The following is a 26,085-nucleotide window of genomic DNA, read 5'->3' as shown; positions in this document are numbered from 1 at the left end:
CTCGGATGGTGAAGACAGGGTTCGAAGCGGACCCACCTCCCACAGGAAGGAGCCAGTCATGAGCGGGGACGCCGCACACCGGAAGGTCGCTCTGGTCACCGGGGCGAACAAGGGGATCGGCCGCGGGGTTGCCGGGCAACTCGCCGATCTGGGCATGACGGTCCTGATCGGTGCCAGGGACCCGCAGCGGGGCGAGGAGGCTGCGGAGGCGCTGCGTGCGGCGGGCGCCGACGCGCACGCCGTCGCGCTGGACGTCACCGACCAGGCCGCAGCCCGCGCGGCGGCGGAGCGGATCGAGGAGCGTTTCGGCCGGCTCGATGTGCTGGTCAACAACGCGGGCATCACCGGGTCGGGACAGGTCTCGCCGCAGGACGCCCATGACCAGGTCCCCAGCTCCGTCGACCTGGACATGGTGCGGAGGGTGTTCGAGACCAATGTCTTCGGGGTGATCGCGGTGACCAACGCGATGCTGCCGCTGCTGCGCAGGTCACCGGCGCCGCGCATCGTCAACGTCAGCAGTCACGCCGCGTCGCTCGCTCTCACCAGCGATCTGCACGGCCCCTTCGCCACGCTGCTGCCGTCCGCGGCGTACTCGCCGTCCAAGAGCGCGGTGACCGCGCTGACGGTGCAGTACGCCAACGAGCTGCGCAAGGACGGCATCCTCGTCAACGCCGCCGCTCCCGGCTACGTCGACACGGACAGCAACAACCACACCGGCTTCCTCACCGTCGCGCAGGGCGCCGAGGTCGTGGTGCGGCTGGCCACCCTCGGTGCGGACGGTCCGACAGCCGGCTTCTTCGGCGCGGACGGTCCGCTGCCCTGGTAGCGGTCTTCCCAAGGCGCGGCTCCTGGCATGGGGAGCCGCGCCGACCCGTGGCGATAGCGTGGACAAGGAGGGGTGGACGTGACGAAGGCCGAGGAATTCCAGGAGCTGCGCCCGCTGCTGTTCGCGATCGCCTACCGGATCCTGGGGAGTGTGAGCGAGGCCGAGGACGCGGTCCAGGAGACGTGGCTGCGCTACCAGGCCACCGCCACCCGGCCCGAGTCGGCCAAGGCGTTCCTGTCGACCGTGGTCACCCGGATCTCGATCGACGTGCTGCGCTCCGCCCGGGTCCGCAGGGAGGAGTACGTCGGGCCGTGGCTTCCTGAACCGCTGCTGACCGACCCGTACCAGGATCCCGCGCGGTCCGCGGAATTGGCGGACTCGCTGTCGATGGCCGCCCTGCTCCTGCTGGAGCGCCTCACCCCGCTCGAAAGGGCGGTCTTCGTGCTGCGTGAGGTCTTCGCCTTCGGCTTCGCCGAGATCGCGTCGGCCGTCGGACGGACGCCGTCGGCGTGCCACCAGCTCGCGGTGCGGGCCCGCCGCCACATGGAGGCGGGTCGGCCCCGGTTCGAGGCCGACCGCAAAGAGCGCGACGCACTCGCCGCACGGTTCTTCGACGCCTTCACGGAAGGCGACGTCGGCGGCCTGACCGACCTGCTGTCCGCCGATGTGCGGATGGTCGGCGACAGCGGCGGCAAGGCCCCGCAGTTCAGGCCCGTCCTCGTGGGCGCCGAGCAGGTGGTCAGGGTGCTCGCGGTGTTCGCCCCGCTGGTGGCGGGCGGGGGCGGCGTCGTGGAGCCGCGGCAGGTGAACGGCCAGCCGGGCGCGATCTTCAGGGACCGGCACGGCCGGGTCCTGAGCACCTGGGCGCTCGACGTGCTCGACGGGCGGATCCGGACGATCCACACGGTGAACAACCCGGAAAAACTCGCTCATGTCGGCCCCACTGCGGACGCCTGGGCCGCCTTCGACGAGGCCGGGAACGACTGACACCGCCAGGGACGCGGCGGGTCACGGGTTCGGCCGGGAGAGCCACATCCGGCCGTGGGACTCGGCGAAGTCCGCACCCACTTCACGTGTGCCGGGGTGGCGCTCGCGTCACCGGCGGCGGCGGGCCGCGAACTCCTCGACCGCCGCGGCGACCGACGCCGGGTCCTCCAGCGGCGAGGCGTGGCTGACGCCCCGCAGCACCCGGGTCTCGGAGTCCGGCAGCCATGAGGCCAGTTGGGCGCCGCGCGCCCGGTAGGCCGTGCCCAGCCGCTCCCCCTCCCCGCCCACGGCCAGCAGCACAGGGGCGGTGACGGCAGCCGCCTGCTCGGGCCCGAAGTCCCACGATCGCAGGGCGGGCCCCTCGGTGGTGAAGAAGTACCGGCTGCCCGCGACGGCCTGCCGCAGCCCCTCCTCGCCGAGTTCGCGCACGAACACCTCGCGGAAGCCCGGCCCGCTCACGCCGCCGAGGAACACGTCGAAAGCCCGCTCGTAGTCCCCCTCGGCCGCCACCTCGACGGCGCGCGGCATGGCCGGGTTTCCCGGCTCGTCGGGCGCGTAGGGGAATGCGGCGTCAAGCAGGACGAGCGTCCCTGCCATGTCGGGTCGGCGGAGGGCGAGTTGGAGGGCGACGGCGGCACCGGAGGAATGGCCGACCAGATGGGCGCGCCGCACACCGGCCGCCTCCAGCACCCGCACCGCGTGCCGGGCGTGGGCGGCCACCGAGGCCCCGCCCGCCAGGTCCTCGCTCCGGCCGTACCCGGCGCGGTGCACCTTCAGGACGCGGTGGCGCGCGGCGAGCCGGCGGCCGACCGGGGTGAACCAGTCCGCGGAGAACGACCCGTGCAGCAGCAGCACTGGGTCTCCCTGGCCTTCGTCCGTGTACGCGATCCGCGCGTCGCCGACGTCCAGCCTCTCCATCACGGCCTCCCTCACGTCCCACCGGCGTCGGCCGGGATGCCGGACGCGGCTCTCGGTGATCAACGAGCCGGAAGCCGGGGGACGTGCAATGTCACCCGTTCGGGAGGAGGGAACGCGGCGGATCCGGGCCGGGCCCCGGTGGACGGACGAGGACGCGCGGTCAGCTCACTGACGCGCTCCAGCCGTCGCCGGCCGCGACCAGCAAGGCCCCTCGGTGCAGGTCGAGGCGGCACGCCGCGGTGGGCCGCCCCGTCTGGACGAGCGGGCCGGGGCCCTCGAACGCCCCGCTGCGCAGGTGGAAGGCGTCAGGCTCGGTACAGCTGACGGTGCGCAGCCGCCAGGGCGCCGACGGGCTCTCGTCGGGTCGAGGCGGCAGCGCGAACTGAAGCTGAGCGACGGCGGAGCGCTCCGAGCAGCGGTCGGCGTCCCCCGCCGTCCAGGCGGCCATGGTGAGAGCCGCCTCCGTGGGTACGCCGAGGACGGGTGTGCCGTCCGCGAGGGAGGGAGGAGTCCGCTCGGCGGCCCGAGGCACCTCGATGAGGTCCGTGCGGCCGGCCAATTTCTCGAGGGTGCCCGCGAGCCAGCGGGCGAGTTCGGGGTCGGCTCGCTCGGCCCAGGCGCGTATCAGGTCACGGAAGGCGGCTTCGCGGCGGCGCCTGCCGCGCCGGGATCCCGCTGCCAGGATCGCCTCGCCCGCGCCGGAGAAGGCCCGGCACAAGGGCAGCACCGGGACACGGTCGCAACGGCGGGCGTAGCGCACCGAACGAAGCTCCCACATGACGCCCCGCAGAAGGGAGGCCGCGGCATGGGCATCGGCGCCCAGGCCCTCGACGGGCGGGGGCGGGAGTCGGCCCGGGTGCGCGGTGCGGGGCGGGGTGACGGCGTCGGCACGCCGGCCGGCGGCCGAGAGGTGCCATGAGCGGTCGTCGAGGCGGAATCGACCGGTTGCCGCGCGGACCCGACCGCCCGTACCCAGGGATATCCCGATCTCCCGCGATCCGGCGTCCAGGGTCACTCCCCGCGTCCCCGTGACGTCGAAAGCGGTCTCGGTGACGCCGTCCAGCCACAGATCCAGGAGGGCAGGTGACTCGCTCGTGCCATCCCCGACGGAGAACGTGCGGTCGACGGCCAACGCCAGAAAGGCGGTCAGGCGAACACCGGCACGCTCCACTCGCAGGTGGCGGACAGACGCCGTTGCCAGGTCGTAGTCGGGGACCAGATCCTCCACGTTCCCCCGGGTGATCGCGCGCAGCGGCGTCATGACGTGCCCGAGGTGGTCGCGGCCCGGATTGTACGGTTCGGCCGGCGGCAGCAGCGACTCGATGTCGTGGCCGGAGATCGCGGCCCGCTCGGCCATCCACGTGCGCCGCGCCTCGCCGAGACCGGCCATCCACTCCAGCGCTGTCATTGCCCGCCGGTCGCGTTCGTCGGCGTCGGACGAACTCGCGGCCCAGAACAACGGGAAGAGGTTGTTGTCCCACACATCCGAAGCGGCGCGAATCGCTTCCCGGTCGAACCAGCGCACGTCCGCGGCAGACTGTGCGATCTGCTCCAACGAACGGTCCAGCAGTGGTCACCGTCGCCGCCGACGGCACGCTCCAAATGCTCGGCAAGTGCGTGGACGTCTCTTACGGCGGCACCGGCAACAACACGCTGGTACAGCTCTGGGGCTGCGATGGCACCGGCAGCCAGACGTGGACGTACAACTCCAGCACGAAGGCGCTGGTCAACCCCCAGTCCGGGCGTTGCCTCGACATCCCGGGCTCCAGCACCGCAGACGGCACCCAGCTGCAGATCTTCGACTGCAACTCGACCAACGCGCAGCGCTGGAACCTTCCCTCCTGACCCGCCGCTGAGCACCACCTCCCAAGCAGCGGCCGGTGGACAGGCGCATCGCCCGTCCACCGGCCGCCACGCCGGTGAATCCTGCTACTGCCGGGTCCACTGCTGGTTGCTTCCGCCGTTGCAGGTCCAGAGTTCGACAAGGCCGCCGTTGGCGGTGGCGGCGCCTGTGACGTCCAGGCACAGTCCTGACGCGGCGTTCGTCACGGTGCCGTTGGTGTTGAGGTTCCACTGCTGGTTGGTGCCGCCGTGGCAGTCGTAGATGATCACCGCGGTTCCCGCGGTCATGCCGCCACCGGATGCGTCGAGGCACTTGTTGCCGTAGACGACCAGTTCCTTCGAAGCGTTGAGGGTCCAGAGCTGGTTGGTGCCGGCGTTGCAGTCCCAGATGTCGAGCTGGATGCCGTTGGCCGTGCTCCCGTTCGGTACGTCGAGGCACCGGCCGGAGGCGGTCCCGCGCAAGGCCGAGGCGCTGCCGCCCCCATCGGCGCTGCCGACGGTGCCCGTCTGCGTGTCGATGGTCCACGAACTGCGGCAGGTGATCGAGGCGGTGGTGCCGCTGATGGTGAGCGGCTCCCAGACGTAGCGCGAGTCGGTGAGGTTGCCCGAATTCCACCGGTCGCCCATGAAGACGTAGCTGGTGGTGCTGGAGCCGGCGACGGGCTGGATGGACGTGGCCTGGGAGTTGCAGGTGTTGGTGCCGGAGGGGGCGAAGCTGCGCCATGACGACCAGGTGCCCGTGATCGAGGTCGCGGTGGCGTACTGGTTGTCGTTGGTGGACCAGCCGGTCAGGTGCGAGCCGAAGAGGTAGTAGGTGCTGCCGATCTTCGCCATGGCCGGCGCCTCGTACTGCGGCAGCGTCATGACCAGGGCGGAGACGCTGAGGAAGTCCGAGGAGAGCCGGTAGATCTGGAGTTTGGCGTTGGTGCGGTCCTCGCTCATGAAGTAGGCGGTGCCGCCGTCGAGGAAGAGGTTGTCGTCGAGGCTGTCGTGGCCGAGCGGTTTCGAGCTGCCGCGGTAGGTGTAGGCACCGCACACGCTGCTGCTGGTGGCGACGCCGGCCTTGCGCTCGGAGTAGTTGCTGTTGTCGATGTGCATGTACATCACGTACGTCTGGGTGGAGCTGTTGTAGATGACGTGCGGGCGTTCGACGACCCGGTTGGGTCCGAGGTCGCCGCTGGACTGGCGGGTCAGGACGTTGCGGACGAACGTCCAGTTCTTCAGGTCGGTCGAGGAGTAGCACCTGATGTTCTGGAAGGGCGACCCGCTGGTCTTGTCCTCGCCGAGCCAGTAGTAGGTGCCGCCGTCCTTGATGAGGCCGCCGCCGTGCGCCTGGATGGTGTTGCCCGAGGTGTCCTGCCAGACGGCGCCTGGGTACTGGGTCACCGTCGCGGCCTGGGCCGGCTGGGTCACTGCGAGGAAGCCGAGGATTGCCGCGAGGACGGCGATCATCCGTCCCGGACTGAATGCCCTGTGCCTTCCGGTGGTCCCGCTGCCGGGTTCTCTTGGTGCCCTTGACGGTCGTTTCACGGTGCGTTCCCTTCGTTCACGATGAGGCCGGGCGCGGACTCGGTGTCCGCCGCCCGGCTACGACAGGTGCACAGGGAGAGTGAATGTTTGCGTTGCCATGATGAGGGTGGGGCGGCTGCTGAGCGAGTGTGGAGCGGACGACCCGGGGGCGTCAAGACAGCTGCCCCGGCCGCGCGGTGGCGTTTCTCGCGGGACGCATAGGCTGGCAGCTCCATCCGGCGCACCACGCACGAGGATCGGTCCATGCACAGCCGCACCAAAATCCGCCTGATCGAACCCGCCGACGCCGCTGCGATCGCCGCACATCGAGCACGCGACGTCGAGGAGGTCCGGCCGTGGGAACCCGCACAACCGCCGGACCTCCTCACCCCGGAGGGCCAGGCCAAGCGGATTGACGGCCTGCTGGCCGCACACCGGGCCGGCACGGTCTGGCCGGGCGTGGTCCTCGCCGACGACGAGGTGATCGGGCAGGTCACCGTCGGAGGCATCCTGCCGCAGCCGCACCTGCGCCGCGGCTCCGTCGGCTACTGGATCGGCTCCGTCGCCCAGAATCAGGGGCACGCCGGGCGCGCGGTCGGGCTCGCACTCCGGGTGATGACCGACGAACTCGGCCTGCACCGCGCCGAGGCGTCGACGAATCTGGAGAATCTGCCGTCGCAACGGGTGCTGCGCCGCAACGCGTTCAGCCCGTACGGCGTCGCGCACTCCTCGATCTTCCTCGACGGGAGCTGGCGGGACGGGCTGCTCTGGGAGCGGATCCTGGGCGACTGACCGACCTTCGGAGGGCCCGATGCAGGAGCCGTCCACGGCACAGTCGCCCAGGCCGTCACAAGTCAGCCAGAGAGGGACGTCGACCAGTAGTAGTAATCCAAGGCAACCGTCATGAACTGGTCGCCGTAGACGGATTCCGGCAATCCGGGAGAGGTTCGCAGGGCCGTACCGTAACCGCTGTCGAACTGGCCGTATGTCTCGATGCCGTTGTAGTCGAAGCGCCAGCGCTGCCCCTTGGCGTTTCCGTCGCAGGTGAAGCTCGTCCAGACGGCGTTGGCCTGATCCAGGCCGGACTTGACGTCGGTCGCCAGGCACCTGCCGCTCACCCGGCTCGCCAGCATGCGGCGGCCCTGCGAGTTCATGGAACCCGTCCAGTACCAGTCCTGCTGCAGGTTGCCGCTGTCGCAGGCACCTTCGAAGACCGAGCCGGAGGCGGTGGACTCGAGGCAACCGCGTTTGGCGTTGTCGAACGACCAGTACGTGGTCGCCGCGGACGCGGCGGGCGCGATCGGCAGGGCGACCGTCGCACCGAACAGCACTGAGGTGAGCGCGGCGGCGGTGGCCGCGGTCCGCGAGATCTTGCGTATTCCGGTCGTTCCCCGCATCGACGGCATCCTTCTTCAGCAGTATGGCTCGTATGGCTTGTATGGCCCGTATGGCCGTTTCCGCCCGCGGGTCGTTCCGGAGAAGGCTCCCTGCGGACCAAGGGCTCGCAAAGTACCAGCATTTTCCTGCCGGTCCCTGACCACCCGCCCGATCCTCACACAGGGGCACCAGGGGATGTGGCATCCGCCCTGGCAGCGCACATCGCCGTGTCAGGACTGCGCCATGGATCGACCGCCTGAACTGCACTGATATCCATCGGGATATCGCAGTAGACAGCGATCGGTCTTGGACAACGGGTGTTGGCCGCTGCTGTGCTGATCGCATGAACAGAACCAGGGGACCCGGTTTCAACCGTCGGCTGCTGCTCCAGGGCGCTGCGGCCGGAGCGGCCGCGCCCGCTTTGGCCACCACGGGTGCGGCCGCCGCCGCGGCCCCCGCACGGGCGGCAGGAGGGCCCCGGGAGGGCGCCGCGGCCGAGGTGGTCTTCCAGTGGTTCGGCACCAGTGGCTGGCGCATGGACGTCGACGGCCGAACGGTGTTGTTCGACCCGTACCTCACCCGGTTCCCGACCGGGCTGTTCACCGGGAAGTTCGACCCGAAGACGAAGCTGACCACGAACGAGGAGCTGGTCTCCGCGCACATGGGCCGGCCGGAAGTGGTCCTGGTCAGCCACAGCCACTGGGACCACCTCAACGACGTGCCCTTCATCGCCACCGCCACGTCCGCGCAGATCGTCGGCACGGAGACGACGTATCACCTGCTCAAGGCGTTCGGTGTGGACACCACCCGGATCATCGTCGTCAAGGGCGGCGAGATCCTCGACTTCGGCGGGTACGCGGTGGAGGTCGTCTCCAGCCGCCACAGCAGGAACGCGAGCCGCGGCTACTTCGCCCCCGGCACCCTCAACGGGCCCGCGGACCGGCCGAGGCCCGAGACGATCGCGGATCTCCCGGAGGGCGACACCCTGGCCTTCCATGTGACCTTCGACGGCGGCCCGTCGGCCTTCCTCATGGGGGCCAGTGACTTCAGCGAGCGCGACGCGGCCGGGCTGGCACCCGACGTGGCGATGATCGCGACGCCGACCAGCAGCTCGACCCGAAACTACGTGTCGCGGCTGCTGACGGCTCTGGGCGGTCCCCCCACCGTCGTACCGGTGCACTGGGACAACTTCGAGACCTCGTTGGCCCAGGCACCGCAGCGGGATCCGGCGGTGGACTGGGACGGCTTCGTCCGGCAGGTGCGGTCCGCTTCGCCCCGCTCCCGCATCGTGGTGCCCGAGTACGTGACCCCGTACCGTTTCCGCTGATTCATCCGGCGGCCGGTGAAATAATCCGGCCGCCCCACCGCCCGCCGGCGAACCGGGCGCACAAGCCCGAATCGTATTTCCCAGCGGGGCTGGCGTGCCGCATAACTTCCGGCTACGTTTGGCGCGTGAATAGAACTCTCCGCAAGAAGCGCACGAGCACTGCGGCCCTCCTCTTTGCCGCGGCCTCAGGACTGGGATTTCTGGCACCTGCCACTGCGGCACACGCCGCTGCTCCCGACCCGGTGTACTGGAGCTTCAGCAACAACACGTATTACCCGAACCAGTGCCTGACCGGAGGCAAGAAAAACTCCCAGGGCACATCGTCGGTCTTCATGGCGACCTGCACGGGAAGCTACTACCAGAAGTGGGACTGGCGCGGCGAGGACCCCACGAACCCCAGCTTCCTTGAATTGCAGAACAAGGCGACGGGACTGTGCCTGGCCACGGACTACAAGAGCGACGACTACAACGCCGTCTGGGCCAGCACTTGCGAATGGCGGCCGGGCATGCGCTTCCGGTACGTCTTCAACGACGACATGCCCAACTCCGGCGGAGAGCTCATGTCGGATTTCACCCATCCCCCTTACGGGGACTATTCTGAACTGCGGCCCGCGGCCTCGGGCGCCGTGTACAACGGACTGCCGGACTTCGCGTGGAACGGCACCTTCTAGAACGTCCTGAACACCGGTGACCGGCCACCAGAGTGCTTCTGACCTGGTGGCCGGTCCTATGCCGCGCCCGGGCGGCACGCGCAGGGCGGTCTACGGGACGACCGCGCTCGGGCTCACGAGTGGCTGCCGACCCACGAGTCCATGTACGCGTCGCTCGTGTTGTTGGCGTACACGGCACCGGATTCCCGCGGAGTCAGAAAGACATTGGGGAGGTTCAAGTTGGCCAGGAGGTAGTGGTAGCCTCCTCCTGCGCTCATCCACATGAACCGCCTGCCGTCGCTCCAATCGCACCTGCTCACCCAGACGGCATTCCCGTCATAGCTCTTGTGATCGGTCGCAAGGCACAGACCCGTGGCCTTGTTCTGGAGTTCGAGCGCGGGATACGTGCTGTCATCCGAGCCTCGCCAGTCCCACTGCTGGAAAAAACTCCCGTTGCAGGTCGCCATGAACGCGTGGGCCGTACCGTTCGACTGGATGTTGCCCCCTGTCAGGCAGGTATTGCCATTGCCCACCATGGAGTTCGAGAAAGTCCAGTACGTGGGGATCTGAGCTGCGGCCTCCGCGGACGCGGGTACCAGAACTCCCAGGGCCACGGCTGCCGCAAAGGCCGTGACGACAGCACCGAAGCGCCTGAAATACTCGGCTGATTTCATGCGACAGAAGATATCGACAGGGTCCACGTTGCACCAGTGTCGTCCCGAAAGAGCAAGGGGATCATTTGGGTCCAGAATTACCAAAAAGGCCGGGCCGCTTCGGGATCCCCGACACGGGTCATGGAATCTTCCCCTGTACGACACCCGGCGTTCACCCGCATGCGGCCTGTGTGACGCTTCATCCGGCAGGCGACAGGGGTGCGCCCCGCCGCGGGGGTCGACGGGGCGCTCGGGGGTGGGGCAAGCCTGCGCCTCCGTGAGCGCGGTGACCATACGCATATATGCGTACGATCACGCCGGCGAGCCGTCGGAACCCGGCTCACGGCACACTGCCCGCGGGCGCCTCCGCCGACTCGACCCGGGCCAGCGCGTGGACGATGGGCGCCCCGTCCGCGGTCGCCCCGTAGGAGACGCCCACGAACACCACCCGCACGTAGGCGTCGTGGAGCCGGACGACCTGGCCTGCGGCCGGTATCGGCAGCGGTCCGTTCGCCCCGATGTTCGCGAGGACGACCTCCTCCTCGCCCGTTCCGTAGGTGAACTGCACGACGTGCTCGACGAAGGGCCAGTCCACGCGCGGACGGCCGGCTTCGATCTTCCTGATCCGCTCGACACCGGGGGGCAGTTCGGCCATCAGAAGTCCTCTTTCATCGGAGATGACGGTCCACGACCTGGGCGCGGACACCGATACGCTGCCCGTATGGGCCGAGAACAGCAACCGGTGGATGCCCGCGAGCTCTTCGAGGCCTTGCGCGACCACCAGGGCCCTGATGCCTACGGCGCCGTTGTGGCCGCCTGGCTCGACAGGGCCGGATCCGGCTATCGGACCCGGCTGGCCGAAGCCGCGGAACGGCTGTGCCGTGCGGCCTTCGACGGGGCCGCCCCGGCGCGCGCGGACCTGAGCTGGGAAATTTACGCCCTGAGCCGTGTCAACGACGTGCTGCTGCTGTCCTTCCAGGCGCCCGTCGAGGCAGCGGCCGAGGCACTTCACCCGTTCCCTTGGCCGACCGTGGCGATGCGTGACTACCTGCGGTTCTCCACCCGCCTGGGCCTTGTGCCTTTCGAGGACAGGGGCACGTTCGATCCGTTTCTGCACGAGATCGTGGAGGTCGAGCAGGCCGCGGACCCGGACGAGCCGATACGTGTCATCGACGTCGTCTGGCCGGGGCTGTGGCTGGGCCCGCTGCTCTTCAGCCGGGCGGGCGTGAAGGTCCTGGCCGGTGCCCGGCACGCGGAGCGCGGGGTGGCCGACCGCTCCCCCCTCTACTGGGCCTTCCTGCGCCGCAACCGGCCGACGGTCGACCTGTCACACGGCTGGGGGCACAACTCCCAGTGGCGCACGGACTTCCGCCTGGACCACCGCACCGAGGCCGGCGAGTGCGTCAACGCCGGCGGCGGCGAGGACATCGACGCGGCGGCCGGGGCCGATGCTCCCGGCGCGCTGCTGACCCCCGAGGAGCGGCGCCTGCTCCTTCGCCACCGCTGCCTGCTCCGTACCCCCTCGAACGCGGCGGCGCTGGCCTCGATGCCTGGCTGGGAGACGGATCTCCACCCGTTCGACTGGCGGCTGCCCGCCGCCGGGACCACCTGCCCCCCTCTTCATGGACGGGAAGGGTGGGGCCGGTCGCCGGCGCAGGGGGGGCCGTAGGCGACGGGAGTGCCGGCCGAGGTCAGCGGGAGCGTCGAACTTGCGGGAATGTGTTTTTTTGTGCGAGCTCTTGACCACGAATCAAACATGACCGCACACTGTGCCCCAGTTCTCCCGACGTTCCGTCGGACTGCTCCGACTCGGGCGACACGACCGGTGAACGGTGTCCGCCGGCCCGCTCGCCGCCTCTCGGATCGCAGGCGCAGGAATCACCGTGCACCAGCGTCTTCTGCACCGATCCCCCCGCACAGCAGAGGAGACTTCATGAGGTACCGCAAAGCAGGACTTGTCGTGGCGATGGCCGCCGCCGTCGGTATGGGAACGGCACTGCCGGTGGCGGCCGCCGGAGCCTCCGCACCGGCGCCCGCGGCCGCCGCGCCCGCGAGCTTACGGCTGATGCCGCTGGGCGACTCGATCACCTGGGGCGTCGGCAGCCCGTCGGGAAACAGCTACCGGGGCTTCCTGTGGAACGAGTTGGCAGCAGAAGGGCACGCCCAGGACTTCGTCGGCTCCGGCCGCAACGGCCCCATGTCCGACCCGGACAACGAGGGCCACTCCGGCTGGCGGATCGACCAGATCGATTCCATCACCGACTCCGTCATGGCCCAGTACCGGCCCAACGTGGTCACCCTGGAGATCGGCACCAACGATCTGAACGGCCTCTACGAGGTGGGCACCGCCACCGACCGGCTCAGCGCCCTGATCGACCGGATCACCAACGACGCCCCCGACGCCACGGTCCTGGTCGGCACCCTGATCGTCTCCAACAGCGGCAACGAGGAACCCCTGCGTCCTGCGTTCAACGCCAAGCTCCCCGGCATCGTCCAGGCCAAGCAGGCAGCGGGCAAGCACGTCCGCCTGGTCGACATGAGCGCGCTGACCACCGCGGACCTCTCGGACGCCCTGCACCCCAACGACAACGGGTTCAGCAAGATGGCCGACGCCTTCAACGCGGGTGTCCAGGCCGCCGACGCGGCCGGCTGGATCAAGCCGCCGGTCGCCGTCAGCGCCGGAGCGGTGCGCTCGGGCGTCGCAGGCAAGTGCCTCGACGTCAACACCGGCAGCAGCGCGAGCGGCACCGCGGTGCAGATCTGGGGCTGCAACGGCACCGGCGCCCAGTCCTGGAGCGCGTCCGCCGACGGCACGCTGCGCGCCCTCGGCAAGTGCCTGGACGTGACCGGGGCCGGGACGGCGAACGGCAGCAAGGTCGAGATCTGGGACTGCAACGGCGGCGCCAACCAGCAGTGGCAGGCGTACAACGGCGGCTACCGCAACCCCGCCTCCGGCCGCTGCCTCGACGACCCCGGCGCCTCCACCACCGACGGCACCCAACTCGTGCTGTGGGACTGCAACGGCGGCACCAACCAGAAGTGGTCCGCTCCGGGCGCGTGACCGGCCCGCACCGGCGCCCGTCGCGCCGGGCACCCCGGCGCCGGCACGGCTTCCCGGCGGTGCCCGGCGGCCGGGCCGGCTGCGTCAGGTGCGCCCGCGGCCCCGGTAGAGGTCGAGCTCACCGTCGAGTTCGACGGCGAGGACGGTCGCGTGCTCGTCGAGGTCCGCGGCGGCCGGGGCGTCGATCCAGGTGAGTCCTGGAACCTCGTGCAGGCCACCGGTGACGTGGTGGGCGAGTTCGGTGCCGGTGCCCAGCACGGTGACCCGCTTGACGGTGCTGCGCAGGCCGCGGACGGCGAGGGGGCCGCGCGGGGCGTCGTAGCAGATCAGGTAGAGGGTGCGGCGGTCGGCGGACAGGGTGCTGGGGCCGTGGTGGTGTCCCGGTGGCATGCCGGCGACGGTGCCGTGCACTGCGGCGTCGTGCCGGGCCTTCCAGGAGCCGAGGCCTTCGAGGCGCTCGATCTGCTCGCCGGGTATGGTGCCGTCCTGCCGCGGGCCGACGTCCAGCAGGAGGTTGCCGCCCATGGCGATGGTCTCGGTGAACCAGCGGACCAGTTGGCGCACGCTTTTGTGGTTGTGGTCGGCGTGCTGGTAGCCCCAGGAGTCGTTGACGGTCAGGCACAGCTCCCAGGGCCCGTCGGGCGCGTCGACGGGCAGGCCCTGTTCGGGGGTGGCGTAGTCGCCGTGGGAGAGCATGCGCGCGTTGAGCACCGTGTCGGGGTTGTGCGCGAGTATCAGGTCGGCGAGCGGGCCGACGGCCCACTGGTCCTCGCTGCGTTCCCATTCGCCGTCGAACCAGAGCAGGTCGGGGCGGTAGCGCTGCATCAGCTCGCCGACCTGGGCGTTGCGGTAGGTGAGGTAGCGCTGCCAGGCGGCGGGGTCCTCCTGCCCGTCGGCGGGGGTGACCAGGGGGTGGGTGGGGTCGGTGTGGTGGGGCGGGTCGGGGTGGATGACCGTGGGGTAGTCGGGGTGGCTCCAGTCGGAGTGGGAGTAGTACAGACCGACCTTGAGCCCCTGCGCGCGCAGGGCGTCGGCGAAGGGGGCGACCAGGTCGCGACCGGCGGGGGTGTGCTCGGCGACGTTGAGGGTGCCCTGTGCGGTGTCCCAGAGGGCGACGCCGTCGTGGTGGCGGGCGGTGAGGACGGCGTAGCGGGCCCCCGCGCGGGCGAAGAGCGCCGCCCAGTCGCGGGGTTCGTAGGCGGCGGCGGTGAAGCCGTCGAGCTGGGCGAGGTATTCCTCCCGGCTGAGCTGTCCGTTGTAGAGGGCCCAGGATTCGGGGACGCCGTCGACGGCGTAGATCCCGTAGTGGATGAAGATGCCGAGCTTGGCGTCGGCGAACCACGGCTGCATGGGCATGGACGGCTGCTCTCCTGGTCGGGCCGGTGGACTGGCGTGCGGGCCGGAAGCCGGGCCGGGGCGCGACCGGCCGGCGTCCCGGTGCCGGTGGAATGGACGAAGCGTACGGGGAGGGGGTCCGGCGTCCGCCGGAGGCCTCGGACCCCGGCGCCTCGGCCGGCACGGCTCTCGGAGGGTCGGCGGTACGTAGCGCTCCCGCCCCGCTGCTGGTCATCGCCAGCGGACGGGACCCGCTCGACGCGGTCCTGACCGCCGGACCGGCTCGGTGCCCGCACCTGGTCCAGACGTCCTGGCCGGCTCAGGGAGCAGGCAAATATCTTTCACGAGTAAAACACCTGTTAATCTCATCATCATGCGCACCGCCCCCTCTCCCCCTCCATCCGCCTGCGTCGCCACACCCCGCGTCCTGCCGCTGCCGCTCGGCCGCGCGCTGCGGCCGGTGCGACCGTCCGACGTCTGGTTCAAGCCCGCCACCAGCGTGCTCATCGCCCAGCTGGTGCCGAACCTGATCCTGCTGGCGCTCGGGCGGCTGGACCTGGCGGCCTTCACCATGGCCGGATCGCTGTGCGCGCTGTTCGCCCACAACCTCCCCTACGCCGCCCGCGCCCGCGCGCTGGCGTGGGTGGTCGCCGGCATGGCGGCCGGAGTGGCGGTGGCGCTGGGGACGGCCGCGACGACCTCGTCGGTGCCGGTGCTGATCGCCGTGGCCGCCGCGCTGGCCGCCGCGCAGAAGGCCGTGTGCGACGCCACCGCGATCGGGCCGCCGGGGCCGCTGATCCTGACCTTCGTCACCTCCGGCACGCTTTTCCTGCCGGGGCCGGTCGCCGTGGGGCGGATCCCAGGCGACCTCGGCCTGGTGCTCGCCGCCGGCGCGTTCGCCTGGCTGGTCGGCATGTCCCCCTCGCTGCTGTATCCGCAGGGTCCCGAGCGGCGCGCCACCGCCCGCGCGCTGCGTGCCGCAGCCGCGTACGCCGACACCCGCGGTACCGGGCCCGGGCACGAACGGCTGCGGTCCGCCGCCGCGGGCGCCATCCACGCGGCCTGGCAGTCCCTGCTCTCCGTGGGGGTCGATCACCCCGGCCGCCGGACGCTCGACCTGCTGGTGGTCAGGGCCGAGGTCGCGCTGGCCGCGCCCGCCGCGACCGACGCCGATCAGCTGCGCGCCTGGGCGGCGGCGCTGCCCGGCCGCCGCCCGCTCCCCCGGGTCGCCGGCCTGCCGGATGCGACCGCCGGCGCCGAGTCGACCGCCGGCGGGCACGAACTTGCCGGTGTCGGGGCCGTGCGGAACCCCCCGCGTTCCCCCTGGTGGCACCGGCTGGCACCGGGATCCGCCGCCCTCCCGCTGGTGCTGCGGACCTTCCTGGGCTGCGCGCTCGCGGGGTACGCCTCGTACGCGGCCGGGGTCGGCCGGCCCTACTGGGCGGTGATCGCCGCGGCCTCCCTCTACCAGGCCAATGTGACCCTCACCTGGAACCGCGCCCTCCAGCGGTCCGTCGGCACTCTCGGCGGGGTGCTGGTCCTCGCCGCGATCACCCCCCTGACCCGGGTCGGGGCGCTCCCGCTGGTGCTCTGCACGGCCGCTTTCGGCTTCGGTGCGGAGGCGCTGATCACCCGCAACTACTGGATCGGCAACCTCTGCGTCACCCCGATGGCCCTGCTGATCACGCAGTTCGCCCAGCAGCAGCCCACCGGCCGGCTCATCTCCGACCGGGTCGTGGACACCGTCATCGGCGCCGCCGTCGGCTTCGCCACCGCTGTCGTCGTCACCAACCGCAGGGCCGGACGCCACCTGGAGCGGTCCCTGGACTCGACCGAGGCCGCCCGGGGCCGCTGCGAGAGGGCGCTGGCCGACGCCGGGACCGATCCTGCGGGACGGGAAGGCGCGCGGCGCGCGCTGGCCGCGGCACTGGTCGACCTGCGGGTCACCGCCGACGCCGCGGCCGGCGAGTGGTGGCAGCGGGCGCTGCCGAAGGAGCGGCTGCTCAGCGTGGAACAATCCGGTCACGCGACGCTGGCGGCGGCGGTCCGGCAGCGCACGGCGGCGGCCTCGGCCCGCCGGGCAGCGGGCGCCGCCGGGGTTTGCGGCGGGCATCCGGTGATGGAGGAGACGTACAGGTGACGGCGCACGAGCACGACGCCTCCGGGCCCGCAGCCCCATCGGCCGGGGCTGCCCCCGAGGCCGCTGCCGGGACCGCCGGGTCAGGAGAGGGCCCGGGGAGTCGTACGCACGGCAACGACAGCGTCATGACCGTCGTCCGGCAGTGGCACGCCGTGCACCCGGGCCTCGCGACGGCGCCGATGGAGCTGATCGGACGGCTCAACCGGTGTGCCGCGCTCCTCCAGCAGGCGCAGGACGCCCCGCTGCGGCTGGCAGGGCTCACCCGGGCCGAATTCGATCTGCTGGGCGCGCTGCGCAGGACCGGCCGGGCGCTGACTCCCGGCGACCTGGCCAAGGAGACGTACTCCTCGGGCGCCGCGGTCACCAAGAGGCTCAAGCTGCTCACCGAGCGTGGCCTGGTGGAGCGGCGCGGTGACAGCCGCGACCGCCGGGTGATCCGCATCCACCTGGCGGATCAGGGCCGCGACCTGGTCGACGGCATCCTGCCCGGCCAGCTCGCGTACGAGGCGTCGGCTCTCTCCGGCCTCGGCACCGGCGAGCAGGCCGACCTCACCGCCCTGCTGAGCACCCTGCTGGTGCAACTGGAAGGCCGCCTCGGCGGCTTCCGCCCCTGAGCCGACGGCGATCCCACCGCCCGCGGTGCGCGGGCGCAGGCCGCCGGGCAGCGGGAAAAGGTGCGGCTTCAGCCGGGCGCTGCCACCCTCGAAGGGATGTCTCGCGCCGCACCGGCCTCAGCGTGCGCGTCCACCCGGGGCGCCGGATCCCGGCCCCCCGGATCGTCTCCGACAAGTCCCTCGCGATCGCCGCGTGGCTCCACCCCCTGCAGCGGAATGAGGAACCGAGATGACGCAGACCCGTATCCCCCTCCGAGCCGCCGTGGTGCTGACCGCGGCCGCGGTGGCCGTGCCCCTCTCCCTGGGCGGATTCGCCCCCGCCGCCTCCGCCCAGGACACGGCGGCCTCGCCGAGCCCCACCCCTTCTGAAGGCACCTTCGGCAGCGGCTGCTCCGGCAGCAAGACGGCAATGGCCAGGGCCGATGTGGCAACGGCCGCGGCCACGAACCCCCAACTGGCGAGCCTGGTCGTGGCGCTCAAGCGGGCCGGTCTGTTCGACACGCTCAACTCGGCTCAGAACGCCACGGTCTTCGCGCCGACCAACGCCGCGTTCAAGAAGCTGTCCGCGTCCAAGCTGGCCTCGCTGACGGCGAATCCGTCCCAGCTGAAGAAGGTCCTCAGCTACCACGTCGTGGGGGACAAGCGGATCACGCCCGCCGAACTGCCCAAGGGGTCGTTCAAGACGCTGGAAGGCGCCAGCCTCACCACGTCCGGATCCGGGACCACCTTCAAGGTCAACAACACCGCGAACATCGTGTGCGGCAACGTCAAGACCCGCAATGCGGCCGTCTACCTCATCGACAACGTCCTGATGCCTCCCTCCTGATGCCGCGCACGCCGTGACGCACGACCGGCGGCACCACCGCGACACCGCCTTCGGCGGCCGGCTCTCCGCCGGCCGCCGATGACCCACACCCACACGGGTCCCGTCGTTGGCAGGACAGCCCCGCGCTCCCGTAGCCTCGTCGCCGGGAGGGATGGCCATGGCGGACAGGACCACGCTCGCGGGCTGGGCGAGGGACGGCGAGGCCGAAAGGATCGCCGAAGTGGTGGGACCGCTGGTGGCGGATCGGGACCGCTCCAGAGAGTACGCACGCAGCGTCGAGACCCATCTCTCCTACGTGCTCAAGGTGTTGGCGGTGACACCGGGCAGGCGGTTCATGGAGCAGCTGCTGCGCGTGTACGGAGGGGCCGGCGGCGAGAGCCTGCTCGCGTCGATGATCGCCAGCCAGCAGTCCTTCGAGGACGCGCTGTACGTGCTCGCGCAGGAGCCTCCCACCGGCAGGGCGGACGTACTGGGCGGTTGCCTTTACCACGAGTTGCTGTTGCGCGGTGCCGATCCCCAGGTGCTGAGGCGGGCCAACCGCCGCCGCATGCCGACGTGGTTGTCGCCGGATCTGAGCTGGCTGCCCACGGAGATCCGCGAGCCGGAGCGCGGCCTGTTCTTTCCGAGCTACTCCTACGACGGCGGAGGGAGCCCCGGCGGCGCGGACGACATGGCCGCGCCGGCGCAGATCGGCCCGGACGTCCGCCGCCAGGGGGCCGCGTACCGGTTCCGCGAGACGGCTTCGGTGGATCTGCGGACCGCGCTCACCGAAGCGCCGCGAAAAGGCGACATGCTCACCTTCGAAGGACGGGCGTTCACCATGGAACGGCCGATCCCGCACGACGCGCTGCCGGGTGTGCTCGCCGCCCTGCCGCTCGAGTGCCTGGAAGGCCTGGAGGACGACACCCGCTTCGAGGTCTCGCCCAGCTCCCTCGCCGAGGTGTGGAAGCTGCTCTACCACAGCGCGGCGAGCGGCGGCATCGGGTCCGAGGGCCTGTACGGCGCGTACGGGCGGCTGGCCGCCTGGAGGTCCGTCTGCGCGCTGTCCGGTGCGGACCTGCACGCCTCCTTCGACCGGGTCGAGGAGCAGGCACTCGCGTGCACGTGGTGGCGCTTCGAGACCGACGCCGAGTGGTTCTGCAACGACCTCTCCGCCGACTACGGCATCGCCGCCCTCACCCCGGACGGCCGCCGCCTGGCCGTGGTGGCCGCCACCGACACGGATTAGGGTCTGCCGGATCACGGGACCGGGCCAGGGCCGGGGCCGGCCGGTGCCCCCGTCGTGTTGACCGCCCCCGGCAGGCAGTGCTGGAGTCGGCACGTGGACAGCATCCCCGCCAACCGGCGGCTCTGGAACCGGATCAGCAGCGCCTACCAGCACAAGCACGACCCGCAGATCGGCGCCGCACCCCGGCTGTGGGGCATGTACTCCGTCCCCGACACGCACCTGCACGCCCTGGGCGACGTCACCGGCAAGCGGGTCCTCGAACTCGGCTGCGGCGCAGGCCAGTGGTCCAGGGCGCTCGCCGCCGAGGGCGCCACCGTGGTCGGGCTCGACCTCTCGGAAGCGCAACTCGCCGCAGCGGCCCGCGCGATGGGAGCGGCCCGCCACCCGCTGGTGCAAGGCGCCGCCGAACGACTCCCCTTCGCCGCGGACAGCTTCGACCTGGTGTTCTGCGACTTCGGTGGGCTCAGCTGGGCGCCCCCGCACCTGGCCGTCCCGCAGGCCGCACGCGTCCTGCGCCGAGGCGGACGCCTGGTGTTCAACGTCGCGAGCCCATGGTTCGAAGCCTGCTACGACGAGGCCGCCGGCCGCGTGACCACGACGCTGCGGCAGGACTACTTCGGGCTCGACACCATCGCCGAGGGCGACGGCGCGACCAGCTACCAGCTCACCTACGGCGGCTGGGTCAAGGTCCTGCGCGGCGCGGGTCTCGTCATCGACGACCTCATCGAGCCGCGGCCCGCAAGCGGAACACCCAACGGCTACAACGAGACCGACCCACCCGACTGGGCACACCGCTGGCCGGCGGAGCTGCTCTGGACAACCCACAAGCCGTAGGTCCGCCGCGCCGGGACATGGAGGCATCCCCGCGCCGGGGTGGGGGCAGCCCGGCCGGTGGCCGTCGCGTCGCACGGTCGTGCTCCGGTCATCCCGGGCAGCGCAGCAGCAACAAGGCGATGTCGTCGCTGCTCTGCGGCACGACCGTCTCCTCGGCCCGCGCGACGAGGGCGTCCGCGATGTCGTCGAGGGGTTCGTCCCCCGCCTGTGCGAGCTGTTCGGCGAGGCTGTCGATGCACAGCCCGAGGTCGACGCCGTGCCGCTCCACGAGGCCGTCGGTGTAGAGGGCGAGCAGGCTGCCGGGCGGCATCGGCAGCTCCACCGGCTGGAAGGGCGCGTCCTCCTCGACGCCGAGGAGCAGCCCGGGCGGCAGATCGACGACCTCGGTACTGTGGTCGGGATGGCGCAGGATCGGCGGCGGGTGACCGGCGGAGGCCAGGACGGCCCGCCGCCCCGGCAGGTCGAGGTGCGCGTAGAGGCAACTGCAGAACATGCTGCCACTCAGCTCGATCAGCAACCGGTTGGTGCGGGCGAAGATCTCCTCGGGCGGCGCGCCCACCCGGGCGTGGGTGTGCACCGCGGTGCGGATCTGGCCCATCAGGGCCGCCGCCTGGACGCTGTGCCCCTGGACGTCGCCGATCACCGCCCCCAGTGACCTGTCGCCGAAGTCGACCAGGTCGTAGAAGTCGCCGCCGACCTCGACGGCGTGCGTCGCGGGGCGGTACCTGGCGGCGACCTCCAGGCCGCGCACCTCGGGCAGCCGGCGAGGCAGCAGCCCGTCCTGCAGGCCACGCGCCACGTGGGCGTTGACGTCGTAGAGCCTGGCCCGCTCCAGCGCCTGCGCGATCATCCCGGCCAGCGAGGTCAGCTCGGCGCGTTCGTCCGCGGAGAAGGGATGCGGTTCGTCGTATCCGAGCACCCAGCAGCCGAAGGTGCCGCTGGAGACGGTCAGCGGGAGGAAGGCGAAGGCGGCCATGTCGCGGTGGAGCCGGTGCTGGGGGAAGTCGCGCACCAGCTGTGCGGTGTCGGGGTGGAAGCGCGGTATGCCGGTCTCCATGGTCCGTGTGCCCTCGGTCCTGGTGGCCAGCGGAATGCCGTCGAAGTACTCGCGCGTCCGCGGCGGGAAGCCGCGCGAGTCCATCACCCGCAGCCGGCCCTCGTCGGCGACCACCAGGGCCAGGCCCTGGGCGTCGAGTATCGGCATCATCTGCTCGATCAGCGACTCGGTCACCTCCTTGGCTCCCGACGCCTCCGTGAGCGCGGCTGTCAGGTGCAGCAGGTGGAAGAGGGTGCCGGTGGTGGTCGGGGCGGCGGCAGCGGCGTCCTTTGGGTGCTGTGGCGCCCCGGCCGCGCTGTCCGCGCTGTCCGCGGGCACGATGCGCACGCTGATGCCGGTGGCGTCGGGATGGAGCAGGACCGACAGCCGGGCGCCGTCCGGCCGCCTGGCGGCGAAGCCCGTGGGCACGCGGCTCAGGAAGGCCGAGAGATAGGCGTTGTCGTGTGCGGGGTCGGCCAGCCAGGGCAGTACGTCCCTGATGTCGGCGCCGAGCAGCTCCGCGCGGTCGCGACCGAGCAACCGGGCCGCCCGGGCGGAGACGAAGGTCATCCGGCAGAGGAAGTCGAGGGCGACGAACCCTTCGGAGAAGCGCTCGGTGAGCGCGGCGGCGGGCCCCTCACGAGGGACCGGCGGGGGCTGCTGCACGACGAGCGGCTCGTCCCTCGGACGCACCGGATGCCCCTGGTCGGCGGCCTCTTTCAGCGTCCAGGCCATCTGCTCGGCGGCCTCCCGGGTCGCCGCCAGCTCGGTGGCGGACAGTGCTGCGTGGCTGCCGGGCCAGAGCAGCTGCATGACCCCCCAGCAGGCTCCGCCGGCCATCAGCGGAACGGCGTAGATCCCCACCGAGTACGGGAACACGAGCGCGGCCTGCGGGAATCGGCGCGCCATCTGCTGCTGGTCGGCGACCAGTACCGGTGCCTGGGACCTGGCCGCCTCGGCCGCCGGCACCGGCGCCGCCAGCGCTATCGGCGACCACGGTTTGGCGAGCCTGCTGGGCCCTCCGATCACCGACGTCATCTGCAGCGCCTGCCGCTCCGGGACGTGCAGGAAGAGGTTGCCCACATGCGCTCCCACGGCACGCGCGGTGCTGTCGAAGGCATGATCGACCCGTGTCGCCGCCTCGCGCGCCTCGGCTCGGACGGGGCCTCGATCGTTCCCGTGCACGTTCTCCCGCCTTATGTCCTACCTCAAGGTTTGGGTGTTTTGCACCATCTTATAGTCTTATGAACGCTCGGATGATCGGGAGTGATGCCCCGGCGCGACCGCGACGTGCGGCGCGTACGGGCCGGGACCTCGGGCCCCGGTCGCCCGGTCCGGCTCGTCAAGGGCCGTGCTCACCCGCGGCCGGCGATGACCCCGATGCCGCGGCCGCCGGGATCATCGAGACGGTCCCGAATCACCGTCGCGGCGCCGGGTGCGCCGGTGCACTCTGGCCTCCCAGGGTTCGAGCACCAGGCGGCCGGTCGGGGCGGGAGCCGACGGCCCGTTGCCCAGGACCAGTTCGGCGTCGTCCCAGCCTGCGGGCAGCTCCGCCGTGACGGTGTCGCCGCTGAAATTCCCGGCGACCAGCAGCTCCGTGTCGCCATACCCGCGGGTGAACGCGTAGATCTGCTCATGGTCCGGCAGCAGCATGGTGAAGTCGCCGTGCACGACCGCCGGTTCACTGTGCCGCAGGGCGATCAGCCGGCGGTGGTGGTGGTAGACGGAGCCGGGGTCCGCTCGGGCGGCAGCGGCGTTGATCTCGGTGTGGTCGGGGTTCACGGGCAGCCAGGGGGTGCCCGTCGTGAAACCGGCCTGCGGCGAGTCGTCCCACTGCATGGGCGTGCGGGCGTTGTCCCGGCCCATCGCCCGCAGGCCGGGCAGCACCTCCTCGGGCTTCGCGCCCGCGCGCAGCGCCTCCGCGTAGTGGTTCAGCGACTCGATGTCGCGGAAGTCCTCGATGGTGCCAAAGGGGGCATTCGCCATGCCCAGTTCCTCGCCCTGGTAGATGTACGGCGTGCCCCGGTGCAGGTGCAGCACCGTGCCCAGCATGGTCGCGGACCGCTTGCGGTGGCGGGGGCTGTCGTCGCCGAACCGGGAGACGGCGCGCGGCTGGTCGTGGTTGTTCCAGTACAGGCTGTTCCACCCGACGTCCGCGAGACCGGCCTGCCAGCGCCCCAGCGACGCCTTGAGGTCGGTCAGGCGCAGCGGCCGCGGATCGAACTTGTTCCGGCCGTGGTCGAGTCCGACGTGCTCGAACTGGAAGACCATGTCGACTTCCGCGCGCCGCGGGTCGGTGAACAGCCGGGCCTGCTCGACGCTCACCCCCGGCATCTCCCCGACGGTCAGCAGCCGGCCCGGATACCGGGCCATCACCTCCTGGTTCATCTCCCGCAGGTAGTCGTGGACACGCGGCCCGCACAGGTAGTGGGGCGACCCGTCGCCGAACAGGCCGTCGCCGCGCAGCACACCGTCGGGCAGGGCCGGGTCCTTGGAGATCAGGTTGACGACGTCCATCCGGAAACCGTCCACCCCCCGCTCGAGCCACCAGCGCATCATGGCGTGGACGGCCTGCCGCACCTGCGGGTTCTCCCAGTTGAGGTCCGGCTGTTTCGGTGAGAAGAGGTGGAGGTAGTAGGAGTCGCTCGCGGCGTCCCGCTCCCAGGCGGAACCCGAGAAGAACGAGCCCCAGTTGTTGGGCTCGCGCCCTTCGCGCGGCGGACGCCACCAGTACCAGCCGCGTTTGGGGCTGTCCGGGTCGCGCGACTCCTGGAACCAGGGGTGTTCGTCGGAGGTGTGGTTGACGACCAGGTCCATGACCAGTTTCATCCCGCGCTCGTGCACCGCGGCCAGCAGGCGGTCGAAGGCCGCCAGGTCGCCGAAGACGGGGTCGATGTCCTGGTAGTCGCTGATGTCGTAGCCGTTGTCCGCCTGCGGTGAAGGGTGGACAGGAGACAGCCACAGCACGTCGACGCCCAGGTCTGCGATGTGGTCCAAGCGGCCGGTGAGGCCTGCCAGATCGCCGATGCCGTCGCCGTCGGAGTCCGCGAAGCTGCGGGGGTAGACCTGGTAGACGACCGCGGACTTCCACCACGGCTGACCCTCCTGCGGCACGCTGCCGGCAGCCATCGGCGGCCTCCTCTCACCTCGCGGACCGGTTGGGCCGGACCACCTCAGTCGCCCTGGCCGAGAGTGTCACAGGCCGCGACCCGGCCCGTACGGTAGCCGGTGGTGAACCACTGCTGCCGCTGGGCCGCGGAACCATGCGTCCAGGTGTCCGGGGTGACCTTGCCCTGGTACCGCTGCTGGATGCGGTCGTCGCCGACGGATGCGGCGGCGTCCAGTCCCAGGTTGATGTCTGACGTGGTCAGTTCGGTGATCAGCGATTTGCCGCTCCTCGGGTCAGGTGTCGTGGTGGCGTGATGGGCCCACACCCCGGCGTAGCAGTCGGCCTGGAGTTCCAGCTTCACCGAGCCGCTGTCGCGGCCCTGGCCGCTGCCCTGGGAGATGGTGCCGCTGAGGTCCTGGATGTGGTGCCCGTACTCGTGCGCGATGACGTAGGCCTCGGCGAAAGGGCCGCCCTTGGCGCCGAACTTGCTGCTGAGTTCGTCGAAGAAGCCGAGGTCGAGGTAGACCTTGTCGTCGGCCGAGCAGTAGAACGGCCCGACCTCGGACGTCGCGTTCCCGCAGCCGGTGTTCACACTGTCGGTGAACAGCCAGGTCGTGGCCTGCGTGTACGGCTTCCCCGCGGCTGCCTCGGTCTGCTTCCAGAAGGCCTGGACACTGTCGACCACGGCCACGACCCGGCAGTCCTGCTTGCTGTTGGCATCCGCACCGGTGCGGCACTCCGCCGCCAGGTCGCCGCTGCCGGTCGCACCGGAGGGCGCGCCGGTGGTGGTGCCCCCGCCCGAGCTCAGCAGTCCCGGGTCCACCCCGAAGACCACGGAGGCGAGCACCACCAGTAGTCCGATCACCCCGCCACCCACGGTCTTTCCGCCACCGGGGATCCCGCCGAGCGCACCACCCCGGTTGTCCTGCACCTCGGAGGTGTCCAGGGCGGCATCATCGTCGAACTGCATCCGCTGACTCTCCCTCGAACCGAGCGCCGGACCGCCCCGCGCCGCCCTGCCCGTCTACCCCTCCGCGGGATTCCCAGCGCGACGAGTCCGGCGAACTCGATTCGGCCGCGCAGAATTTCGACCCTCGCGGCCCCGGCCTCGGCTCCAGCTCCGGCCCCGGTGGCATGGCTCATGGCAAGGGGAGGGGATCCACCGACGCGGACGCCCCTCATCGCCCCGTTCCGTACTCGGCGCTCCCGCGCGGTCCTGCCGTCAGCGCCGGGCGTGGCGGATCCTGAGCCGCCCGTACTCCATCGTCCCGGAGATCCGGATCGTCGGAGCACCGGGAACGGAGTGCCGCGAAGGCTCGAAGCGCGGGTCCTTCCACACGGTGCGCAGGCCCTCGATGTCGACGATCGCTCCGCGGGGCACCGTGATCTTGGCGCCGCCGGAACCGAGTTGCAGCTCGATGTCGACCACCGAATGCTCGAAGACCGCCCTGGACAGGTCAAGGCGCACCTTCCCGAACGCGGACTCGACCTTGAGGACCCGCGGCACCCGCCATGCGCCGCGCCGCCGGATCCGCCCGCCGGCGGCACCGATCGTGGACGTGGTGGCCGGCTTCTCCGCCGGGAGCGAGGCCATGGCCGCCGCCAGGTCGCCGTGCGTCCTGACGGTGAGCACCTGGTGGACGTGCCCGTCCATCTCCTCGTGCGGGATGTGCCCTTCGGCGTACGCGTCCTGGATGCGCCGCACGGCCCTGTCGCGGTCGTCTTCGCTGACCGGTCGCGACGGGTCTTCCGGGGAGGGCTGCACCGCTCCACTCTAGTGCTCCGCCCGCAGACCTCCACCGCCTCCGCGCCC

General features: G+C 71.1%; 24 protein-coding genes. 13 read left to right on the top strand and 11 right to left on the bottom strand.

Going from position 1 to position 26,085, the window contains the following annotated elements; translation table 11 throughout:
• Nucleotides 1–58: 58 nt before the first annotated feature.
• Together ACGFMP_RS34550 and ACGFMP_RS34545 are read left to right on the top strand one after the other, a co-directional pair.
• Entirely contained in the window at nt 59–826 is a 768-nt protein-coding gene (locus tag ACGFMP_RS34550; RefSeq protein ID WP_393677659.1) for an SDR family NAD(P)-dependent oxidoreductase, read from the top strand.
• Nucleotides 827–904: 78 nt separating this feature from the next.
• Nucleotides 905–1,813: an RNA polymerase sigma-70 factor gene (locus ACGFMP_RS34545; protein WP_393677657.1), complete on the top strand. Its 909-nt coding sequence runs from the start codon at nt 905–907 to the stop codon at nt 1,811–1,813.
• Nucleotides 1,814–1,921: 108 nt separating this feature from the next.
• Here ACGFMP_RS34545 and ACGFMP_RS34540 read toward each other — a convergent pair whose 3' ends face one another.
• A complete protein-coding gene (locus ACGFMP_RS34540) occupies nt 1,922–2,731 on the bottom strand; it encodes an alpha/beta fold hydrolase (protein WP_393677655.1) in 810 nt (269 codons plus the stop codon).
• Nucleotides 2,732–2,891: 160 nt separating this feature from the next.
• Entirely contained in the window at nt 2,892–4,286 is a 1,395-nt protein-coding gene (locus ACGFMP_RS34535; RefSeq protein ID WP_393677653.1) for a hypothetical protein, read from the bottom strand.
• A gap of 14 nt (nt 4,287–4,300) precedes the next feature.
• On the opposite strand from ACGFMP_RS34535, the gene ACGFMP_RS34530 reads away from it, so the two are divergent.
• The gene (locus ACGFMP_RS34530) at nt 4,301–4,576 is read left to right on the top strand and encodes an RICIN domain-containing protein (RefSeq protein WP_393677652.1); all 276 of its coding nucleotides are present in this window, start codon (nt 4,301–4,303) and stop codon (nt 4,574–4,576) included.
• Nucleotides 4,577–4,660: 84 nt separating this feature from the next.
• Here ACGFMP_RS34530 and ACGFMP_RS34525 read toward each other — a convergent pair whose 3' ends face one another.
• A complete protein-coding gene (locus ACGFMP_RS34525; protein WP_393677650.1) occupies nt 4,661–6,025 on the bottom strand; it encodes a ricin-type beta-trefoil lectin domain protein in 1,365 nt (454 codons plus the stop codon).
• 321 nt (nt 6,026–6,346) lie between these two features.
• Between ACGFMP_RS34525 and ACGFMP_RS34520 the strand changes: the two genes are divergently transcribed.
• The gene (locus tag ACGFMP_RS34520) at nt 6,347–6,874 is read left to right on the top strand and encodes a GNAT family N-acetyltransferase (RefSeq protein WP_393677648.1); all 528 of its coding nucleotides are present in this window, start codon (nt 6,347–6,349) and stop codon (nt 6,872–6,874) included.
• Nucleotides 6,875–6,936: 62 nt separating this feature from the next.
• Here ACGFMP_RS34520 and ACGFMP_RS34515 read toward each other — a convergent pair whose 3' ends face one another.
• Nucleotides 6,937–7,479, bottom strand: coding sequence for a hypothetical protein (locus tag ACGFMP_RS34515; RefSeq protein ID WP_393677646.1), 543 nt, complete (start codon nt 7,477–7,479; stop codon nt 6,937–6,939).
• Between the two features lie 323 nt (nt 7,480–7,802).
• Here ACGFMP_RS34515 and ACGFMP_RS34510 point away from each other — a divergent pair, with 323 nt between their 5' ends.
• Entirely contained in the window at nt 7,803–8,786 is a 984-nt protein-coding gene (locus ACGFMP_RS34510; protein WP_393677644.1) for an MBL fold metallo-hydrolase, read from the top strand.
• Between the two features lie 125 nt (nt 8,787–8,911).
• Nucleotides 8,912–9,457 carry a hypothetical protein gene (locus ACGFMP_RS34505; RefSeq protein ID WP_393677642.1) on the top strand — a complete coding sequence of 182 codons (546 nt, stop codon included), beginning with the start codon at nt 8,912–8,914 and terminating at the stop codon, nt 9,455–9,457.
• A gap of 113 nt (nt 9,458–9,570) precedes the next feature.
• On the opposite strand, the gene ACGFMP_RS34500 is transcribed toward ACGFMP_RS34505, so the two are convergent.
• Together ACGFMP_RS34500 and ACGFMP_RS34495 are read right to left on the bottom strand one after the other, a co-directional pair.
• Complete coding sequence (locus ACGFMP_RS34500) at nt 9,571–10,110, bottom strand: hypothetical protein (RefSeq protein WP_393677640.1); 540 nt, start codon at nt 10,108–10,110, stop codon at nt 9,571–9,573.
• Between the two features lie 319 nt (nt 10,111–10,429).
• Nucleotides 10,430–10,744: a hypothetical protein gene (locus ACGFMP_RS34495; protein ID WP_393677639.1), complete on the bottom strand. Its 315-nt coding sequence runs from the start codon at nt 10,742–10,744 to the stop codon at nt 10,430–10,432.
• 66 nt (nt 10,745–10,810) lie between these two features.
• On the opposite strand from ACGFMP_RS34495, the gene ACGFMP_RS34490 reads away from it, so the two are divergent.
• Nucleotides 10,811–11,758: a hypothetical protein gene (locus tag ACGFMP_RS34490; RefSeq protein WP_393677638.1), complete on the top strand. Its 948-nt coding sequence runs from the start codon at nt 10,811–10,813 to the stop codon at nt 11,756–11,758.
• A 264-nt stretch (nt 11,759–12,022) separates the two neighbouring features.
• On the top strand, nt 12,023–13,150 hold the full coding sequence (locus ACGFMP_RS34485) for a ricin-type beta-trefoil lectin domain protein (RefSeq protein WP_393677636.1): 1,128 nt from the start codon (nt 12,023–12,025) through the stop codon (nt 13,148–13,150).
• Nucleotides 13,151–13,234: 84 nt separating this feature from the next.
• Here ACGFMP_RS34485 and ACGFMP_RS34480 read toward each other — a convergent pair whose 3' ends face one another.
• Complete coding sequence (locus ACGFMP_RS34480) at nt 13,235–14,506, bottom strand: alpha-L-fucosidase (RefSeq protein ID WP_393677634.1); 1,272 nt, start codon at nt 14,504–14,506, stop codon at nt 13,235–13,237.
• 352 nt (nt 14,507–14,858) lie between these two features.
• On the opposite strand from ACGFMP_RS34480, the gene ACGFMP_RS34475 reads away from it, so the two are divergent.
• The 5 genes from ACGFMP_RS34475 to ACGFMP_RS34455 all read left to right on the top strand — a co-directional run bounded on the left by ACGFMP_RS34475 (nt 14,859) and on the right by ACGFMP_RS34455 (nt 20,127).
• Nucleotides 14,859–16,625, top strand: coding sequence for an FUSC family protein (locus tag ACGFMP_RS34475; protein WP_393677632.1), 1,767 nt, complete (start codon nt 14,859–14,861; stop codon nt 16,623–16,625).
• A 125-nt stretch (nt 16,626–16,750) separates the two neighbouring features.
• Nucleotides 16,751–17,239 carry a MarR family winged helix-turn-helix transcriptional regulator gene (locus ACGFMP_RS34470; protein ID WP_393677631.1) on the top strand — a complete coding sequence of 163 codons (489 nt, stop codon included), beginning with the start codon at nt 16,751–16,753 and terminating at the stop codon, nt 17,237–17,239.
• Between the two features lie 229 nt (nt 17,240–17,468).
• Nucleotides 17,469–18,065 carry a fasciclin domain-containing protein gene (locus ACGFMP_RS34465; protein WP_393677630.1) on the top strand — a complete coding sequence of 199 codons (597 nt, stop codon included), beginning with the start codon at nt 17,469–17,471 and terminating at the stop codon, nt 18,063–18,065.
• A 157-nt stretch (nt 18,066–18,222) separates the two neighbouring features.
• Nucleotides 18,223–19,293, top strand: a complete 1,071-nt coding sequence (locus ACGFMP_RS34460) for a DUF6183 family protein (protein WP_393677628.1) — start codon at nt 18,223–18,225, stop codon at nt 19,291–19,293.
• A gap of 93 nt (nt 19,294–19,386) precedes the next feature.
• Nucleotides 19,387–20,127, top strand: a complete 741-nt coding sequence (locus ACGFMP_RS34455) for a class I SAM-dependent methyltransferase (protein WP_393677626.1) — start codon at nt 19,387–19,389, stop codon at nt 20,125–20,127.
• 88 nt (nt 20,128–20,215) lie between these two features.
• Here ACGFMP_RS34455 and ACGFMP_RS34450 read toward each other — a convergent pair whose 3' ends face one another.
• The 4 genes from ACGFMP_RS34450 to ACGFMP_RS34435 all read right to left on the bottom strand — a co-directional run bounded on the left by ACGFMP_RS34450 (nt 20,216) and on the right by ACGFMP_RS34435 (nt 26,037).
• Nucleotides 20,216–22,348: a SpoIIE family protein phosphatase gene (locus ACGFMP_RS34450; protein WP_393677624.1), complete on the bottom strand. Its 2,133-nt coding sequence runs from the start codon at nt 22,346–22,348 to the stop codon at nt 20,216–20,218.
• A gap of 213 nt (nt 22,349–22,561) precedes the next feature.
• Nucleotides 22,562–24,292 (bottom strand): alpha-glucosidase, encoded by a 1,731-nt coding sequence (locus tag ACGFMP_RS34445; RefSeq protein ID WP_393677623.1) that lies wholly within the window; start codon nt 24,290–24,292, stop codon nt 22,562–22,564.
• 44 nt (nt 24,293–24,336) lie between these two features.
• Nucleotides 24,337–25,242: a neutral zinc metallopeptidase gene (locus ACGFMP_RS34440; protein WP_393677621.1), complete on the bottom strand. Its 906-nt coding sequence runs from the start codon at nt 25,240–25,242 to the stop codon at nt 24,337–24,339.
• Between the two features lie 252 nt (nt 25,243–25,494).
• Nucleotides 25,495–26,037 carry a DUF1707 domain-containing protein gene (locus tag ACGFMP_RS34435; protein WP_393677620.1) on the bottom strand — a complete coding sequence of 181 codons (543 nt, stop codon included), beginning with the start codon at nt 26,035–26,037 and terminating at the stop codon, nt 25,495–25,497.
• Nucleotides 26,038–26,085: the final 48 nt, after the last annotated feature.

Source organism: Streptomyces sp. NPDC049040 (assembly GCF_043197715.1).
Classification (GTDB): Bacteria; Actinomycetota; Actinomycetes; order Streptomycetales; family Streptomycetaceae; genus Actinacidiphila.
This window is presented reverse-complemented; position numbering and strand designations above follow the sequence as displayed.

Coding starts and splice junctions, on each gene's coding strand:
- ACGFMP_RS34460 (WP_393677628.1), top strand. CDS start 18,223: ATGGCGGACAGGACCACGCTCGCGGGCTGGGCGAGGGACGGCGAGGCC.
- ACGFMP_RS34440 (WP_393677621.1), bottom strand. CDS start 25,242: ATGCAGTTCGACGATGATGCCGCCCTGGACACCTCCGAGGTGCAGGAC.
- ACGFMP_RS34540 (WP_393677655.1), bottom strand. CDS start 2,731: ATGGAGAGGCTGGACGTCGGCGACGCGCGGATCGCGTACACGGACGAA.
- ACGFMP_RS34490 (WP_393677638.1), top strand. CDS start 10,811: ATGGGCCGAGAACAGCAACCGGTGGATGCCCGCGAGCTCTTCGAGGCC.
- ACGFMP_RS34520 (WP_393677648.1), top strand. CDS start 6,347: ATGCACAGCCGCACCAAAATCCGCCTGATCGAACCCGCCGACGCCGCT.
- ACGFMP_RS34515 (WP_393677646.1), bottom strand. CDS start 7,479: ATGCGGGGAACGACCGGAATACGCAAGATCTCGCGGACCGCGGCCACC.
- ACGFMP_RS34485 (WP_393677636.1), top strand. CDS start 12,023: ATGAGGTACCGCAAAGCAGGACTTGTCGTGGCGATGGCCGCCGCCGTC.
- ACGFMP_RS34550 (WP_393677659.1), top strand. CDS start 59: ATGAGCGGGGACGCCGCACACCGGAAGGTCGCTCTGGTCACCGGGGCG.
- ACGFMP_RS34480 (WP_393677634.1), bottom strand. CDS start 14,506: ATGCCCATGCAGCCGTGGTTCGCCGACGCCAAGCTCGGCATCTTCATC.
- ACGFMP_RS34470 (WP_393677631.1), top strand. CDS start 16,751: ATGACCGTCGTCCGGCAGTGGCACGCCGTGCACCCGGGCCTCGCGACG.
- ACGFMP_RS34495 (WP_393677639.1), bottom strand. CDS start 10,744: ATGGCCGAACTGCCCCCCGGTGTCGAGCGGATCAGGAAGATCGAAGCC.
- ACGFMP_RS34445 (WP_393677623.1), bottom strand. CDS start 24,292: ATGGCTGCCGGCAGCGTGCCGCAGGAGGGTCAGCCGTGGTGGAAGTCC.
- ACGFMP_RS34475 (WP_393677632.1), top strand. CDS start 14,859: ATGCGCACCGCCCCCTCTCCCCCTCCATCCGCCTGCGTCGCCACACCC.
- ACGFMP_RS34465 (WP_393677630.1), top strand. CDS start 17,469: ATGACGCAGACCCGTATCCCCCTCCGAGCCGCCGTGGTGCTGACCGCG.
- ACGFMP_RS34500 (WP_393677640.1), bottom strand. CDS start 10,110: ATGAAATCAGCCGAGTATTTCAGGCGCTTCGGTGCTGTCGTCACGGCC.
- ACGFMP_RS34525 (WP_393677650.1), bottom strand. CDS start 6,025: ATGATCGCCGTCCTCGCGGCAATCCTCGGCTTCCTCGCAGTGACCCAG.
- ACGFMP_RS34510 (WP_393677644.1), top strand. CDS start 7,803: ATGAACAGAACCAGGGGACCCGGTTTCAACCGTCGGCTGCTGCTCCAG.